Origin of the sequence: Janthinobacterium sp. HH102 (assembly GCF_001758625.2) — a bacterium.
Lineage (GTDB): Bacteria > Pseudomonadota > Gammaproteobacteria > Burkholderiales > Burkholderiaceae_D > Janthinobacterium.
This window is the reverse complement of the sequence record NZ_CP062062.1, coordinates 4,997,681-5,014,409: the sequence shown is the minus strand read 5'-3', so window position 1 is coordinate 5,014,409 and position 16,729 is coordinate 4,997,681. Positions and strand designations below refer to the sequence as shown.

14 protein-coding genes are annotated in these 16,729 nt (G+C 62.6%); 9 read left to right on the top strand and 5 right to left on the bottom strand.

Features of this window, described 5'->3' with window-relative positions:
- The first annotated feature begins 155 nt into the window (after positions 1-155).
- From JAB4_RS22870 to JAB4_RS22860, 3 genes are all read left to right on the top strand, one after another.
- Entirely contained in the window at positions 156-2,426 is a 2,271-nt protein-coding gene (locus JAB4_RS22870; RefSeq protein WP_083286938.1) for an ABC transporter ATP-binding protein, read from the top strand.
- Positions 2,427-2,428: 2 nt separating this feature from the next.
- On the top strand, positions 2,429-2,899 hold the full coding sequence (locus JAB4_RS22865) for a DUF1854 domain-containing protein (protein WP_070221406.1): 471 nt from the start codon (positions 2,429-2,431) through the stop codon (positions 2,897-2,899).
- 140 nt (positions 2,900-3,039) lie between these two features.
- Entirely contained in the window at positions 3,040-4,008 is a 969-nt protein-coding gene (locus tag JAB4_RS22860) for an IS1595 family transposase (protein ID WP_070308398.1), read from the top strand.
- Between the two features lie 97 nt (positions 4,009-4,105).
- Here the strand turns inward: JAB4_RS22860 and JAB4_RS22855 are convergent, their stop codons facing one another.
- Both JAB4_RS22855 and JAB4_RS22850 read right to left on the bottom strand, forming a co-directional pair.
- Positions 4,106-6,628 (bottom strand): TonB-dependent receptor, encoded by a 2,523-nt coding sequence (locus JAB4_RS22855; protein ID WP_070221050.1) that lies wholly within the window; start codon positions 6,626-6,628, stop codon positions 4,106-4,108.
- Positions 6,629-7,060: 432 nt separating this feature from the next.
- Entirely contained in the window at positions 7,061-8,575 is a 1,515-nt protein-coding gene (locus JAB4_RS22850) for an AMP nucleosidase (protein ID WP_070221052.1), read from the bottom strand.
- 113 nt (positions 8,576-8,688) lie between these two features.
- On the opposite strand from JAB4_RS22850, the gene JAB4_RS22845 reads away from it, so the two are divergent.
- From JAB4_RS22845 to JAB4_RS22830, 4 genes are read left to right on the top strand one after another with little or no spacing between them, the layout of a single operon-like run.
- Entirely contained in the window at positions 8,689-9,288 is a 600-nt protein-coding gene (locus JAB4_RS22845; RefSeq protein ID WP_070221054.1) for a TetR/AcrR family transcriptional regulator, read from the top strand.
- Between the two features lie 17 nt (positions 9,289-9,305).
- A complete protein-coding gene (gene map, locus JAB4_RS22840; RefSeq protein WP_070221056.1) occupies positions 9,306-10,109 on the top strand; it encodes a type I methionyl aminopeptidase in 804 nt (267 codons plus the stop codon).
- Between the two features lie 2 nt (positions 10,110-10,111).
- The gene (locus JAB4_RS22835) at positions 10,112-10,516 is read left to right on the top strand and encodes a hypothetical protein (RefSeq protein WP_070221058.1); all 405 of its coding nucleotides are present in this window, start codon (positions 10,112-10,114) and stop codon (positions 10,514-10,516) included.
- A 56-nt stretch (positions 10,517-10,572) separates the two neighbouring features.
- Positions 10,573-11,220, top strand: a complete 648-nt coding sequence (locus tag JAB4_RS22830; protein ID WP_070221060.1) for a heme-binding beta-barrel domain-containing protein — start codon at positions 10,573-10,575, stop codon at positions 11,218-11,220.
- On the opposite strand, the gene JAB4_RS22825 is transcribed toward JAB4_RS22830, so the two are convergent.
- Together JAB4_RS22825 and JAB4_RS22820 are read right to left on the bottom strand one after the other, a co-directional pair.
- Positions 11,217-13,679 carry an SEL1-like repeat protein gene (locus JAB4_RS22825; protein WP_070221062.1) on the bottom strand — a complete coding sequence of 821 codons (2,463 nt, stop codon included), beginning with the start codon at positions 13,677-13,679 and terminating at the stop codon, positions 11,217-11,219. The genes JAB4_RS22830 and JAB4_RS22825 overlap by 4 nt on opposite strands.
- A gap of 81 nt (positions 13,680-13,760) precedes the next feature.
- A complete protein-coding gene (locus tag JAB4_RS22820) occupies positions 13,761-14,540 on the bottom strand; it encodes a helix-turn-helix transcriptional regulator (protein ID WP_070221064.1) in 780 nt (259 codons plus the stop codon).
- A 101-nt stretch (positions 14,541-14,641) separates the two neighbouring features.
- Here JAB4_RS22820 and JAB4_RS22815 point away from each other — a divergent pair, with 101 nt between their 5' ends.
- Complete coding sequence (locus JAB4_RS22815; RefSeq protein WP_070221066.1) at positions 14,642-15,532, top strand: DMT family transporter; 891 nt, start codon at positions 14,642-14,644, stop codon at positions 15,530-15,532.
- Positions 15,533-15,570: 38 nt separating this feature from the next.
- Positions 15,571-16,158, top strand: coding sequence for a class I SAM-dependent methyltransferase (locus JAB4_RS22810; protein ID WP_070221068.1), 588 nt, complete (start codon positions 15,571-15,573; stop codon positions 16,156-16,158).
- Here JAB4_RS22810 and JAB4_RS22805 read toward each other — a convergent pair whose 3' ends face one another.
- A complete protein-coding gene (locus JAB4_RS22805) occupies positions 16,159-16,668 on the bottom strand; it encodes a GAF domain-containing protein (protein ID WP_070221149.1) in 510 nt (169 codons plus the stop codon).
- Positions 16,669-16,729 lie beyond the last annotated feature (61 nt).

Genomic DNA, 16,729 nt, shown 5'->3' with positions numbered 1-16,729 from the left:
CATTACCTGCAGGCATCCATTCGATACAATACAGGAAATTGCCACTGGTGCATCTACCTCGCCATCGCGCAATACACAAACATTGATCGGGCGTCTGCCCCATCCCCCAAATCCCGCCCTGAAGGGCTTGGCCTCGAGCCGGAGTATGCTTTACGATGACAACTGAACTGAGTGTTCCTGCAACAACTATTCCCCTTACCTCGCTGCCGGAACACTGGCTGGCGGAAGTGGAAAGCAAGCTTTCTCCAGGGGAGAACGTTTTAAGTAGCGTTGAGGTTGACCTCGATGCGCGATTACGTTTCACAAAAGGCATAATTGTTGTCACAGAGAAGCGTTTACTGGCCCGTTCCCCGGGCGATACCACCTGGAAAAGTTGGTCTTTCCGCCATGGACTGCGCCTGACGCACCACGACCACGCCGGCGTCGGCCACCTGGAATTGTTCGACGACCACGGCCGCCTGGCGTCGTGGCGTTTTACCCTGGGCCAGAATCTGCATGCGATCCGCGTGCTGGAACAGTTCGTCGAGCGCCTCGACAGCCACCTGACGGGCCAGCCCGTGCTGGAAGCGGAGCAGGAAGTGTGTCCGAGCTGCAAGGCGCCTCTGGAGCCGGAGCAGGAAGAATGTCCGATCTGCGCCAAGGTGCTGCATACGCCGCCATCGACCTGGACCCTGTTCCGCCTGTGGCGTTTCGCCCATCCCTACCGTGGCCAGCTGGCCCTGGGCTTCATGCTGATGCTGCTCTCCACGGCCGCGCACATGATTCCGCCCTACCTGACGGCGCCGCTGATGGACAATGTGCTGATCCCGTATCAGAACGGCAAGCATATCGATCCGTGGCTGGTGGTGTACTACATGAGCGGCTTGCTCGGTTCGGCCCTGCTGGCCTGGCTGCTGGGCTGGGGCAAGACCTATGTGCTGGCCCTGGTGTCCGAACGCATGGGCGCCGACTTGCGCTCGGCGACCTATGAACATCTGATGAAACTGTCGCTGGAATTTTTCGGCGGCAAGCGCACGGGCGACCTGATGGCGCGCATCGGCAGCGGCAGCGACCGCATCTGCGTCTTCCTCTCGCTGCACTTGCTCGATTTCGCTTCCGACGTGCTGATGATCATCATGACGGGCGTGATCCTGTGGTCGATGAATCCGTGGCTGGCCATCATGACCCTGGCGCCGCTGCCGTTCATCGCGTGGATGATCCACCTGGTGCGCGACCGCTTGCGCACGGGCTTTGAAAAGATCGACCGCGTGTGGAGCGAAGTGACCAACGTGCTGGCCGATACCATCCCCGGCATTCGAGTCGTCAAAGCGTTTGCGCAGGAAAAGCGCGAAGCGGCCCGCTTCCGCGACGCCAACGCGCACAACCTGGCCGTCAACGACAAGTTGAACAAGGTCTGGTCGCTGTTCTCGCCGACCGTTTCCTTCCTGACGGAGATGGGCTTATTGGTCATCTGGTGCTTCGGCATCTGGCAGCTGTCGCGCGGCGAAATCACCGTCGGCGTGCTGACCGCCTTCATCGCCTACAGCACGCGCTTCTACGGCCGCCTCGATTCGATGAGCCGCATCGTCTCCGTGACGCAGAAATCGGCGTCCGCCGCCAAGCGCATCTTCGACATCCTCGACCATGTGTCGAGCGTACCGGAACCGGCGCAGCCCGTGAAACTGGAGAAGATCGAAGGCAGGATCGATTTGCGCGAAGTCGGTTTCCGCTATGGCAACCGCGCCGTCAACCGCGGCATCACCCTGAACATCAAGGCGGGCGAGATGATCGGCCTGGTGGGCCACAGCGGTTCGGGCAAGAGCACGCTGGTCAACCTGATCTGCCGTTTCTACGACGTGTCGGAAGGGGCGATCTTGCTCGACGGCGTCGACATCCGTTCGTTCGCCGTGTCCGACTACCGCCGCAATATCGGCCTGGTGCTGCAGGAACCGTTCCTGTTCTTCGGTACCATCGCGGAAAATATCGCCTACGGCAAACCGCATGCGACGCGCCAGGAGATCATCGCCGCCGCGCGCGCCGCGCATGCGCACGAATTCATCTTGCGCCTGCCGCAAGGCTACGATTCGATGGTGGGCGAACGTGGCCAGGGCTTGTCCGGCGGCGAACGCCAGCGCATCTCGATCGCCCGCGCCCTGCTGATCGACCCGCGCATCCTGATCATGGATGAAGCGACATCGTCGGTCGATTCGGAAACGGAAAAAGAGATCCAGAAGGCGCTCGACAATCTGGTGCAGGGCCGCACGACGATCGCCATCGCGCACAGGCTGTCGACCCTGCACCGGGCCGACCGTCTGGTGGTGCTGGACCGTGGCCAGGTCGTCGAAGTGGGCAGTCACGATGAACTGATGGCGAAAGAGGGCGCCTATTTCCGCCTCTACGAAGCACAGGCGCGCAACAACGAACTCGCCCTGGATGACAAGGAATAAGCATGGCCAGTACAACTTTTACATTAAGCCGCGACCCTTTCGGCAAGCTGGTGATGACGGACGCGGACGGCCAGGTCTTTGAAGGCGTGGCGCCCGTGCGCGCCTTCCCCATCCAGTCGCCGGACGAAGGCATTTCGCTGGTGCTGGGCAACGGCAAGGAAGTGGCGTGGATCGACCGCCTCGACGCCATGCCGGAGCCGGCGCGCAGCCTGCTGCAGGAAGAGCTGGAAGGACGCGAATTCATGCCCGAGATCGCGCGCGTGAAAAGCGTCTCCAGCTTCGCCACGCCATGCACCTGGCATGTCGACACGGACCGGGGCGAGACGCAATTCGTGCTGAAAGGCGAGGAAGACATCCGCCGCATCGGTGCCGCGTCGCTCTTGATCGCCGACAACCACGGCATCCACTTTTTGATACGCGACATGTTTAATATCGACAAGACGACGCGCAAGATACTCGACCGCTTCCTGTAAGGTAAGCGTTGGAGTTACCTGAAAACCGCTGCCTGCAGCGGTTTTTTTTTAGGCTCTGTCCCCGACAAATAGGGGAACTCAAGGAATCTTCCCCAGCCCCGGCTGTCTGACTGTACATATCAGACAAACGGGAGCCTTCCATGCAGCCAGCCGAATGGAAAACCTTCATCGCCCAGTTCGCCGCACTGAGCCGTCGCCAGCGTTTGGCGAGCACTGCTCTGCTGCGCGGGGCAGGATCGCAGAACGCCGCCGTGGCACTGGTCGAAAGCGTAGCCCGGCAGCGGTTGCACTGTCCTGCCTGCAACAGCAGTCATGCGCACCGGCACGGTCATGCGCACGGACTGCAGCGCTACCGTTGCGTGCCGTGCGGGCGCACCTTCAATGCGCTCACCGGCACACCGCTGGCCCGCTTGCGCCACAAGACCTTGTGGCTCGACTACGCCAACTGCCTGCTCGAGTCGGCTTCCGTGCGCAAGGCAGCAAGCCAGCTGGGCGTGCACCGCAACACCGCCTTTCGCTGGCGCCACCGGTTTTTAAGCCTGGCCAAGACGGACCGGCCCCATTGCCTGCATGGCATCGCCGAAGCGGACGAGCTGTATGTGCTGGAATCGGAAAAGGGCGCGCGGCATCTGACGCGTCCGGCGCGCCGCCGTGGCGGCCATGCCCGCAAGCACGGCATTTCCAGTGAACAAGTCTGCATCCTGGTGGCGCGCGACCGCACGGGACAAACCCGCGATTTCGTCGCGGGAAAAGGGGCGCTGACCAAGGCGCAGCTGCATGCCTGCCTGCCGCCGGTGATCGACAAGGACATCTTGCTGGTCACCGACGACCACGCTGCCTATCGCGCCTTCGCGCGTGAAGCGGGCATCAGTCACCAGGCCGTCAATGTGCGCGCAGGCATCCGCGTGCAGGGCGCCGCCCACGTGCAGAACGTCAACGCGTATCACAGCCGCCTGCGGGCATGGCTAGGCCCCTTTCACGGCGTGGCGACGCGCTACCTGCCGAATTACCTGGGCTGGCGCTGGATACTCGACGCCGGGCGCATCCGCTCCCCAGAAACATTATTGAAGGCAACATTGGGCGAGTTCCCACATTTGACGGTGACATAGCTTTTTTCGTCTGCCGGGCATGAAAAAAGCCGCACTCTCGTGCGGCTTTCGGGGGCAGTACCGGCAGCCATTTCAGGCTGCCGGGGATTGCGCTACATTACATGAACTTGTAGCCTGCGCCGATGTAGAAGTAACGGCCGCGCACGTTGTACAGCTGAGCAAAGCCCAGGGTGCCGTACTGGTTACCCGCGCCCATTGCGCTAAACGGCGGCATTTTGTCGAACAGATTCTTGATGCCGGCCGTGAAGGTCAGGTTTTGCATCGCCACGTACTGGCCCGTCAGATCCACTTCCGTGTGCGAAGGAATCGTGCGGGTGCCCGGCTTGATTTCTTCGCGGCGCTTGTCAGAGTCGATCATGTCGCCCGTCGTGCGAATGACCAGGGAGCCGGACATATTGTCCTTTTCCAGGCTCGCAGTAAACGTGTTGCGGTATTTCGGGTTCATGAACGTCTTCAGCGTGCTTTGCACCGGATCCGTTTCCGTATCCTGCGTTTCCATGCGGGTGTAGACGGTGGACGCATTGCGGATCGTGAACTTGCCGAACATCGTTTGCGGCGAGGTGTAGCGTACGTCCGTATCGAAACCGCGTACTTCGGTGGTAGCCAGGTTCTGGTTGTTCAGCAGGATGCGCGCGTCGCCATTCTTGATTTCGACGTTGCCGCGCTCGATCGCCTTGGTTTCCGTCAGGGTACCGATCTCGTTCTTCTTGTCGATCTTGAAGTAATCGATGCTGACCGTCAGCGAGTTCACTGGCGAGAACACCACGCCCAGGTTATAGGTCTTGCCCGTTTCAGGTTTCAAGTCCTTGTTGGAGCCGGAGACCTGGTAGTAGGAGAAGTTGGTGCAATTGCCGGAAATCGAAGGGAAGGCATTGCAGATTTCCTTGTCGTTCGTCGTATAGGCACCGGCATCGACGCCGCCATACATCTGTTTCAGCGATGGCGCCAGGTAGCTGCCTGCATACGAACCGCGGAACATCAGGTTGTTCAGCGGCTGGTAGCGCAAAGCCAGTTTCGGGCTGGTCTTGCTGCCGACATTCGAGATGTCGTCATAGCGCAAGGCGACCTGAGCTTCGACGTTTTTCAGGAAGGGAATCGACAGTTCGCCGAAGATGCCCTTGGAATTGCGGTCCGCCTTCACGGCAGCCTGCTGGATGCTGCCGAAGACCAGGCCATCGATCTGGTTCTGGTCGGGCTGGTCGCTCAGCGTTTCCTTGTTGTACGACACGCCGACGGCGTAGGCCATCGCACCGCCAGCCAGGTCCATGATCGGCGCCGAGGCCTTGGCGTTGAAGAAGGTCAGTTCCGATTTGCCGGCGCGCGTAGGCGTCAGGCGAATCTTGTCGACGGCGGCTTGCGGGTTGTCGGTGCGGGTTGGGTCGATCGAACCATTCTCGATCGCTTCGTTGAACAGATCGTAATGTGCGTAGTTCGAATCGCGGTTGGTGGCCTTGCTTACGCCCTTGCCGATGGCGACGTCCCAGTCGATGCCGCGCGTCGTGCCTTCCAGGCCCGTCGAGAACTGGGTCATTGTGCCCTTGCGGTTGGTCTTGCGAGGACCCATTTGCATAAAGCGGCCGGCAACGGTCTTGCCATTGACTACGAAGTTGCCCGGAGCAGCCTGGGCTTCGAAGTCATCCTTGCTTTCGGAATAGGTAAATTCCGCGAACGCGCGGATGTTGTCGCTGATTTTCAGGCTGCCGATCAGCATGCCGCTGACGCGGTCGGCGCCGTTGGTCGAGGTCAGCAAGGTCTTGTTGACGTCGAAACGGCAGGAGCCGTTGCTCAAATCGTCCGGTGGGCATGGCACCAGGGTGCCGCCGCCGGCGATATTGCCGCTAGGATGGAAGCCGCTGCGGCCATCCGGGCCGCCAAAGCGGCGGAAGTCGGCCGAACGGGTCAGGTCGCGGTCCTTGCGGTAGATCGGATCGCGCTTGAACACGTCGACCGTGGCCAGTACGTTGAAGCCCTGGGTGTCGTAGTCGCCAAAACCGTACACGAGGTTGGCCGTCTTTTCCTTTGCGTCCGAGCGCGAGCTTTGACCATAGCTGGTCTTCGCTTCCAGGCCCTGGTAGTTCTTTTTGGTGATGAAGTTCATCACGCCGGCCACCGCATCGGCGCCATAAATGGCGGATCCGCCGTCCTTCAGGATTTCAATGCGTTCCAGCGCGCTCAGCGGGATAGCGTTGACGTCGACCGCGGCGCCCGCGCCCGAACCGTCAGCCAGCGCATTGGTTGGCAGGCGGCGGCCGTTCAAGAGGATCAGCACGTTGCGTTCGCTCAAGCCGCGCATCTTGATGTTGGTGGTGCCGGAACCGGAAGGCGAGTTGGCGCTCAGCTCGCCTTGATCATTGATGTCGATCGAGGCCAGATTCTTGACCAATTCGGCAACGCTGGTGGCGCCCGTGCGCTCGATATCTTTTTTGGTGTAAATCTCCACCGGTGCGGCCGTTTCGGCATCCACGCGCTTGATGGCGGAACCGGTGACGACCACGCGCTGCAATTTCTCGTCAGCCTTGGCTTCCTGCGCTTGAGCGGCCTGGTGCATGAAGCCTGCGCTCATGACCAAAGTGCCGGCAAACATCATGCGCAAGGATTTGCTTAATTTCTTTTCAATCATTGTCCATCCTCCAACTAGGAAACTTTAGTTTCCTTAGGGTTTTTATTTAGCTATTTGAAAGTATTTTCAAAATTACCATGTTTATAAATTTAGCAGCTTAAATTTACAATTCATCAGACCATTTTTCGCCTTGGGCTGTCAAGACGGCTCTGCTTTTTGCGTATGGATTCTCTCTTCGAAGAATGACGCTGGATGAATTTGATTTGTGTATGGCAGGAAATCATTAAATTTCAATTGTTAAATAAATTTAATTTTCCCATTAGCAAAAAAAGCGTGGATAGTTTTGTTTTTTTATAATGCCGATCTAGACATCTGTTGTTTTTTTGTGACGTTTTATAGTGTCGTTGCGACGATTGCCTGCCGCATTGCGTCAGCGCTACGGGCAAAAAAAAGCCGCCCGTGGAGGGCGGCCGGCATGACGGGGAAGCGCGCTTATTGAAACGCCACTTCCGCAAAACTGCGCAATTTTCGGCTGTGCAGGCGGTCCACGCCCTGGCGGCGCAGCAGTTCCACGGCGCGGATGCCGATGCGCAGATGCTGGTCGACTCTTTCGCGGTAGAAGTGATTGGCCATGCCGGGCAGCTTGATTTCGCCGTGCAGCGGCTTGTCGCTCACGCACAGCAGGGTGCCGTACGGCACGCGGAAACGGAAGCCGTTGGCGGCGATCGTCGCGCTTTCCATGTCCAGCGCGATGGCGCGGCTCTGGCTGAAGCGGCGCTCCGGCGTGCGCTGCGGCAGCAGTTCCCAGTTGCGGTTGTCCGTGCTGGCCACGGTCCCCGTGCGCATGATGTGTTTCAAGTCATGCCCCGTGAGCTGGGTGATCTCCGCCACCGCCGTTTGCAGCGCCTGCTGGATTTCCGCCAGCGGCGGGATCGGCACCCACAGCGGCAAGTCTTCGTCGAGCACGTGGTCTTCGCGCACATACGCGTGCGCCAGCACGTAGTCGCCCAGGCTTTGCGTGGTGCGCAGGCCCGCGCAATGGCCGAGCATCAGCCAGGCGTGCGGGCGCAGCACGGCGATATGGTCGGTGATGGTCTTCGCGTTGGCCGGACCGACACCGATATTGACCATGGTGATGCCGCTGCCGTCCGCGCGCAGCAGGTGGTAGGCGGGCATCTGCGGCAGGCGCGGCGGGGCGGCGCCCAGCGCATCCTCGCTTTCGACCGTCTGGCCGACCCGGCGCGTGACCACGTTGCCCGGTTCGACAAAGGCGACGTAGCCGTCGTCGTCCGATGGCGCGGCCGCATCGGGCGCGCGGTCCATCATGGCGTGGCCCAGGCGGATGAATTCATCGATGTAGAACTGGTAATTGGTAAACAGGACGAAGTTCTGGAAATGCTGCGGCGAGGTGCCGCTGTAATGGCGCAGGCGCTGCAGCGAATAGTCGACGCGCGGTCCCGTGAACAGCGACAGGGGCTGCGCTTCGCCGTGCGCCGGTTCGTGCGTGCCGTTGGCGATGCCGTCGTCCATGGCCGACAGGTCGGGCAGGTCGAACAGGTCGCGCATGGCCAGGCGGCGGCCCGCATCCATATTGCCTTCGATATGGTCATGCTCGGCGAACGAGAAATGCACGGGGATGGGCTGGGCGCTGACGCCCACTTCCAGGTGCACTTTCTGGCCGCTGTTATGGTTTTTCAGCAGCAGGGTGAACTGGTCCAGGTAGTAATCGCCGAACAGGTCGGGGCGCGTCAGCGTGGTTTCAAACACGCCGGGGCCGGCGACAAAACCGTAGGCCAGCGGCGAGTCGGCGCGCGCCACGGTGTCGGTCTGGATGCGCACGAAGGGGTAGCAGGCGCGCACCCGTTCGTGCATGTCTTCGCCGGCGACAAAGCGCTGCAGCGCGTCGCGCAAGTGTTCGATGCTGCTGCGGTAGATGGCTTGCACCTGTTCCAACGCCAGGCGTGGATCGTCGAAGCGGGAGGAGGCGATGAAGGGGGGCGTAAGCAAGCGGATTCTCCTTGTAGCGGTTCGTGCATACCATTGTAAGGCAGCGCGGCAACTCATGTTGGCGCATGTCGGGGGCGCTTGACGGATTCAAATAGAATCTGTATTCTATTTGAATGGTCAGACTTGCCAAATTCAACGAAAACAACTTCATCGACAGCGCGATCGCCGTCGCCGCCCAGTGCGGCGTGGGCGCCGTGTCGATGGCCGCCATCGCCGTCAAGGCCGGCGCGCCCATCGGCTCCGTGTATCACCGCTTCGATTCGCGCAACGCCATCCTGGCGCGCGCCTGGCTGCGCGTGAAAAGCGACTTCCGCGAGGAAGTAGCCAGCCGCTGGCTCGGCGGCGACACCTGGGCCGGCGTGCACGGTCTGCTGGACTGGTGCCGGCGCAAGCCCGTGTATGCGCGCTTCCTGCTGCAATGCGCGGACAGCCCCGATTTCAGCGGTGGCCTCAGCGAGGAGTTGCTGGCCGCCGTGGAAGAGGAGCAGGCGGCGCTCGACGCCTGCTTTGTGCGCTGCGCCGAAGCCATGCCCGCCACCACGGAGCTGGACCTCGATCACATGCTGCTCAAATTCGTGCTGATCGACGCGCCCGTGGCCGTCGTCAAGCCCTACCTGACCCAAGAGCGGCCGATACCGGCCAGCGTCGACGCCATGCTGCGCGCCTCGCACGATGCCGTGCGCGGCTGGGCCTTGCATTCCACATCACACTAACAAAGAAAAGAATCCCCATGCGCTATTCCACCCAGCTTGAACACGGCAAGAAAATCCCGCTGCACGATGAAGAGGGTTTTATCGGCATGCGCGCGGCCGGCCGCATCGCCGCCGACACGCTCGACTACATCGCGCCTTTCGTCAAACCGGGCGTGTCGACGGCCAAACTCGACGCCTTGTGCGAGGAGTTCATGCGCGCCGCCGGCGCCATCCCCGGCACCATCGACTACCACGGCTACAAGCACGCCAGCTGCATCTCCGTCAATCACGTCGTCACGCACGGCATCCCGTCGGACACCAAGATCCTGAAGGTGGGTGACATCCTGAACATCGACGTGACCCCGAAATTCAACGGCTGGTTCGGCGATACCAGCCGCACCTTCAAGGTGGGCGCCGTGTCCATCCTGGCCAACCGCCTCGTCAACACGGCGTATGACGCCATGATGGCCGGCATCCACACCGTGCGTCCGGGCGCGACCCTGGGCGACGTGGGCGCCGCCATCGAGGCGGTGGCCAAGGCACAGGGCTTTTCCTCCGTGCGCGACTTCTGCGGCCATGGCGTGGGCCAGGTCTTCCACGACACGCCGCAAGTGCTGCACTACGGCCGCGCCGGCACGGGCATCGTGCTCGAACCAGGCATGATCTTTACGATCGAACCGATGCTCAACGTGGGCAGCTACCAGGTCAAGGTCTTGCCCGACAAATGGACGACGGTGACGAAAGACCGTTCGCTGTCGGCGCAGTTCGAGCATTCGCTGGCCGTGACGGAAACGGGCTTTGAGATCTTTACCCTGACCGGTTCGACCGAGCCGCTGGTCTGAGCATGGATGCGGCCAGTACCAGCCTGACGCAGCGCCTGCTGAACAAATACCGGCACGATCCCGAAGACGCGCTGCAGCAGGTGGCGCTGGCCGTCCTGCAGCAGGAAGGCATCCGCGACGACAGCGTGCTGCGTTCTGAACGCATCGCAGCCCTGGCGCCGCCCGTCGCCCAAGTGCTGACCCTGGCCGAGTGGCTGGCCTACGTGGACTGGGAAGGCTTCGACAGCGCCCTGTACGCGAATATCGACGCGGTGGCGGCGTTCGTCGCCGGCGAATTGGGCCTGCCCGAGGCGGCAGCCAATCTGCTGCAAACGCGCGATGCGGCCGTGTTCGAAACGCAGCGCCCCGAGCTGGCCGCTGCAGCCTTGCTGTTCGTCGAACGCCACATCGCGCTCTTTCCCAGATAGCGGCCTGCGTCTTACAATGGCGGCAAGCACTGTTGCCCCATTTTGAAGACTTCCGCATGAGCGATTTTCCCGAAGATATCTACACCGAGCCGTCCGCCGACGTGCATACCCTGAACAACCTGGGGCCCCTGACCGGCATGGCCGGCATCTGGACGGGCACGCGCGGCCTGGACGTCAAGCCGAAAGCGGACGGTCCGCGCAAGCAGGCCTTCGTCGAACGCATCGAACTGCAGCCGATCGACCCCGTCACCAACGGCCCGCAACTGTTCTACGGCTTGCGCTACTACATCCACATCACCAAGCCGGACCAAGTGAAAACCTATCATGAGCAGGTGGGCTACTGGCTGTGGGAGCCGGCCACGGGCGCCGTGATCCAGACCCTGGCCATCCCGCGCGGCCAGATCGCCATGGCGTCCGGTACGACGACGGCGGACGCCACCAGTTTCGAACTGGTGGCCAAGCGCGATTCGACGGCCTACGGCATCTGCTCGAACCCCTTCCTCGAACACGCGTTCACCACCGTCGAATACCGGATCAAGGTCGATATCCACGCCGACGGCACGTGGGGCTACGATGAAGACACGGTCATGCTGATCCGCGGCAAGGACGAACCGTTCCACCACACGGACCGCAACCTGCTGACGAAAATCGGTGAGCCCACGCCGAACCCGATGGCCTTGCAGGCGCTGGCGGCAGCCGCTTAAGGCTGTCCCTGGGCGACGGCCTTGATCGCGCGTTCCTCGCCCATGGCGGCAGCGATCTTCCAGCGCTGCATGGCGCTGGCGCGGTCCGGGCGTTTCAATCCGGCGCCTTCCCAGTCCATCAGTCCCAGGTTGTAGATGTCGCCTGCGCTGCCCTTGTCGGCGGCCAGGGTGAACCATTTGCGCGCTTCCTTGTGGTTGACGGGAATCTGGTAGCCGCGCACGTGGTACAGGCCCAATAAGTGCATCGCTTGCGCATTGCCCTTGTTCGCGGCCTGTTTCAGCAGGTCGAGCCCGCGCGCCATGTTGCGTGGTTCCTGCCAGCCTTCGGCCAGCATCACGCCCTTCGCCGTCAGCGCATAACTGTCGTTCTTCAGCAAGCCCTTGCCGACCAGGGGCTTGGCGGCCACCTGGCGCGCTTCGCGCTGCTGCGCCGTCGGCGCCGTGACGGGGCCGGGCTTGCCTTCGCCCATCAGCAGCATCCAGCCATACAGACCATACGCGCCCGCGTCGCCCTTGCCGACCAGGCTTTCCAGCATGGCCAGCGCCTGTGCCTTGTCGCCATTTTCGTACAGCTTGACGGCCTTGGCGGCACTTGCGTCCGGCGGCACGGCGGCCGGTGCATGGGGCGTAACGGGCGCCGAGGCCATGGCCGCCTGCTGCGGCGGCGCAGCGGGGCGCACGCGCACGGGCAAGCCATAGCTGGCGGCCAGTACGGCCACGCTGGCGGGGGCGAGGATCAGCACTTGCGCCAGCTGGTTGCGGCGGCCCTTGCCGGCGATGCCCATGGCGCGTTCGGCCTGCTGCTCGCCGCCCAGCGCTTCGCTCAGCACGCTTTTCACCTTGCGGTTGAACAGCCAGTAGCCGGCGCCCGTGACGAGCAAGCCGGCTACGGCAGCGGCCCCGTGCCCGGCGAAGAACCAGACGGCGATGGCGGCGGCCAGCGCGGCCAGCGCGCTTTTCCACCAGAATTGCTTGGCCAGCCGCGTGTAGACCTGGCGCAGGGCACCGAGCACGCAGGTGCGCACATTGTTGGCATACTCGGCGGAGACGACATCGACATGGGCGTGATCCGCGTCGCCGCTGAGGACAGACTCGATCACGTCCGCATTCAGCTCCGAGGCGGCCACGTCGCGCAGCGGCGTCAATAGCCCTTGCACGTGGGCCGAGAACAGGCCGTCGTCGGCGCTGCCGGCCAACGCATCGCTGAGCGCCTTGAGGTCACCGCGCAGCAGTTTTTCCACGATGTCGTCCAGGGTCAGCCAGCGCAAGTCCGTGCCGTACGCCACCAGGTGGTGTTTTTCTGCATTGCACGATGCGTCCAGGCGCACGATGCGCAGCTTGGCCGCATACAGGGCGTCGACTTCCTGCGGCTGGTCTTCGTTGTAAATGCTCACTTTTGCCAGGGTCAGGCTGCTGGCAATGGCCGCCAGTGAGTGCACGCTCTCCTTGTCGCGGATGCGGCGCGCGTCGTCGGGCGCCTGCTTGGGCAGGCTGACGCTGTAGCCGGGCGTCACGTGCACGTCGACCCAGGCCGCCGTGCCCACCTTGCCGGAGCCGTCGCACGGGTTGCAGCGCAGGTCGCCCACGCCGCTGCAGGTGCGGCACGTAACCTTGCCGCTGGCGCGGCAAGTGCCGCAATTGATGTTGCCGGAACCGTGGCAGGTGTTGCAGCTGACCTTGCCGTAGCTGCAATGGTAGCAATTGCGATGCTCGGTGCGGTATTGCGTGCGCGTTTCGCTGTGGTAGCTCGTGTGCGAGCTGCCGTTGCTGTAGGTGGTAGTGGGCACTTGCACCGTGATGTAATCGGTGACTTGCTCGGACACGGTGCCGCTGCCGCTGCAATACGAGCACGACACCTTGCCGCTGCCGTAGCAGCCGTAAGCGTCGCAGCTGACGGTGCGCCCGCCGTGGCAGTTCCAGCATGTTTCCGTCGTCGCGCCGTGGCAGGTGTGGCAGCCGATGCGGCCTTTGCCCGAACAGGGGACGCACGTATCGAGGTGCCAGTACTTGACGGCGTGCGGCAGGTAGGCGCCCGCTTCGATGGCGTTGTAGGCCTGGCCCGCCTGGCGCAAGGCATTGTCGAGCTTGCCCGCCGCGCGGCGCAGCCGCTCCTTCTCCTGCGCGTGAGCGAGCGCTCCCACCTCGTGGGAGCCACAGCGGCAGTCATTGCCCGAGGGTGTGAAATAGCCATTGATCACACGCTGTTCGAAGCGCGCTTCGAGCGCGTAATTGGCTTGCAGGGAAAAATCCTGCAGCACGTCTTCCTCGCCCAGCGGCGTGATGTCGTGCGGCTCGAAACGCGTCTTGTTCTGCACCAGGGTGCGCAGCTTGCCCAATACGGTGGGGATGTCTTCCTTGCCGAGCTTGACGGGCGCTGGCGCCGTCACGGTCGTTTCTGATGCCTGGGGCATGTGTTCGCTGCCTTGGGTATCGGTGGCCGTGTCGGTGCTGGGGTTCATGCGCGTCCTTTTGCTCTCTGGAAAGATGTTTGAATTTTAGCATCCCAATATGACAAAGCATGACAAAGCGGAGCCGCTTTTTCAGCGCAGGCCGCGGCGGAACTGGTCCGGCGTGCCGCCGCTCTGGCGGCGGAACATGGCGATGAAGGCGGAGGCCGTGCTGTAGCCCAGTTCCAGCGCGATCGCCTGCACGGTTTCTCCCTGTTCCAGCAGGGGCAGGGCGGCCAGGAAGCGCTGGCGCTGGCGCCATTCGCCGAACGGCATGCCCAGCTCGCGCTGGCAGCGGCGCGCCAGGGTGCGCTCCGTGACGTGCAATTGCGCGGCCCACTCGGACAGTGAGCGGTTACTTCCCGGCTCCGCCTGCAGGGCCGCCAGCAAGGCTGCGATGACGGGCTCGTCGCTCCCGGGCAGGTAGTTGCGGCTGCACGGCGCCAGCTGCAGCTGGTCGACCAGCACTTGCGCCAGGCGCTGGTCGGCTGCGGTGGCGGGCGTGGTGACGTTTCTGTCGGCGAAGTCGCCGAGGATGGCTTTGAGCAGGGGACTCAATACCAGCGCGCACGGCTGGGCCGGCAGCTGCGCGCACAGGCTGGCATCGATGTAGGCCGAGTGAAACACGACGTCCTGGCGGATATAGCCGTCGTGCAGGGTCTCGGGCGGTATCCACACGGCGTACTGGGGCGGCGACAGATAGCGCTGGCCCGCCACCATGATTTCCATCACGCCCGTGGAACAATAGGTGAGCTGGCCCCACGGATGGCTCTGGTAATCGAATTGCTGGTGCGCACGGTAATCGTCGAGGCGAAAGTACACGGGATAGGGCAGGGCGTCGGAAACGGCGGGGAAATGCTGGTTGCTGGCCATGGTGTCTTTGTCCTGTTCTTCGCATCGATTGTCCGATATGCATTATATCCATGGAATCAGACCATGCGAAAATGGCGGTATTGAAATCTGGAGTCCGCCGCATGCAAGCCAAGCATTATCTGTTTCCCGTGATCGCCGTGCTGATCTGGGCCATCAATACCATCGTCAGCAAGCTGGCCGTGGGCGTGATCGATCCGGCCGCCATCTCGTTCTTCCGCTGGCTGCTGGCCGGCGTGCTGCTGGCGCTCGTGTTTGGACGCGCCGTGTGGAAGCAGCGGGCCGTGGTGACACCGTATCTGGGCAAACTGTTTGTGCTGGGCATGTTGGGCATGGTCATGTACCAGTGCCTTGCCTACATCGCCGCACAGACGACGACGGCCACCAACATGGGTATCCTCGCGTCGATGATGCCGCTGCTGGCCGTGGGCCTGTCCGTACTGGTGTTGAAAGAGGCGCCTACCGTGGGCGGCGTGTTCGGCGGCATCGTGTCCTTGCTGGGACTTGGCTACCTGCTCAGCCATGGCGACCCGGCCGCCCTGATCGCCCATGGCGCGGCCTTGGGCGACGCGCTGATGCTGCTGGCCTGCCTGTCGTATGCGGGCTACGGCGTGCTGCTCAAGCGCTGGAAGATTCCTCTGAATAACTGGCACTCCTTGCTGATCCAGGTCTGGTGCGCCGTGCCCGTGCTGTTCGTGTATTACCTGAGCCAGTCGGCGCCGCCCGTCACGGGCGCCGGCTTGCCGCTGGTGCTGTTTGCCGGCATCCCCGCGTCCATTATCGCGCCGTTTCTGTGGATGCATGGCCTGGCCAAGCTGGGCCCCAGCCGCGCCACCACCTTGATGAATCTGCTGCCCGTGTTCACGGTGATCATCGCCATGCTGTTTCTCGGTGAAACCTTGCACAGCTACGATGTGATCGGCGGCGGCGTGACCCTGCTGGGCGTGGTGATGGTGCAAACTCTGAAGCGCCCCCTGCGCCGCGCCAGCGCCTAGTTTTTTTGCTATGCTGATGTTTTTCACAAGGAGCCATCATGCCGGACATTGATACCCTGTTGAGCGAACTTGAAGCCTTCGGCAGCAGCAACGATGCGGCGCACACGGAACGCGCCAGCCGCATGCTCAACATCACGCGCGACACGGGCGAATTGCTGGCCGTGCTCGTGCACGCGCGCGGCGCGCGCCGGCTGCTGGAAATCGGCACCTCGAACGGTTACTCGACCCTGTGGCTGGCGCGCGCGGCGCAGGCGCTGGGCGGCAGCGTGGTGACGGTGGAAAAGGCGCAGGACAAGTTCGACATGGCGCACGACAACTTTGTGCGCGCGCAACTGCAAGGCGTGATCGGTCAGCTGCTGGCGGACGCGGGCGACGTGCTGCGCGATGCGGCGGACGGCGCCTACGATTTCATCTTCCTCGATTCCGCGCGCCAGCAATATGCACAATGGTGGCCGCAGCTGGACCGGGTGCTGGCGGCGGGCGGCGTGCTGGTGGTCGACAACGCCAGTTCGCACTACGCGGACATGGCGCAGTTCCTTGACGCCATCCGCGCCGACAGCCGCTACACGGCGTGCCTGGCGACTGTCGGCAAGGGCGAATTCATCGCCGTCAAGTCCGGCAACTGATTATTCAGCGACGATAGCCGCTTCCAGCACGCGCACCAGCGATTCGACGCCTTGCGCGTCGACGTCATCGAAGCGGCCGGTCAAAGGGCTGTCGAGGTCGAACACGCCGACGATCTGGCCGTGTGCAAACACGGGCACGACCAGTTCCGAACGGGAATTGACGTCGCAGGCGATGTGGCCGGGAAAAGCGTGCACGTCCTGCACGACGATGGACTTGCCTTCGACCACGGTGGTGCCGCATACGCCGCGGCCCTTCTTGATGCGGATGCAGGCCGGCTTGCCCTGGAACGGTCCCAGCACCAGTTCCTCGCCCTTGAGGAAATAAAAGCCGGCCCAGTTCAGGCCCGGCATCGTGTGGAAGACCAGCGAACTGAAGTTGGCCGTATTGGCGATGAAGTCGGTTTCGCCCGACAGCAAGCCTTGCAGTTGCGAACGCAGGTCCGCATACATGGCTTGCTTGGCTTCGGGGGTATCGGTGGCGTAGGCGGCGTCGCTGAGGGTAAACGTCATGGTCGTGGTGGGGCGCAAAATGGGGAAGGCGCTATGGTAGCGCGTCTGGCGCATCCGCGTG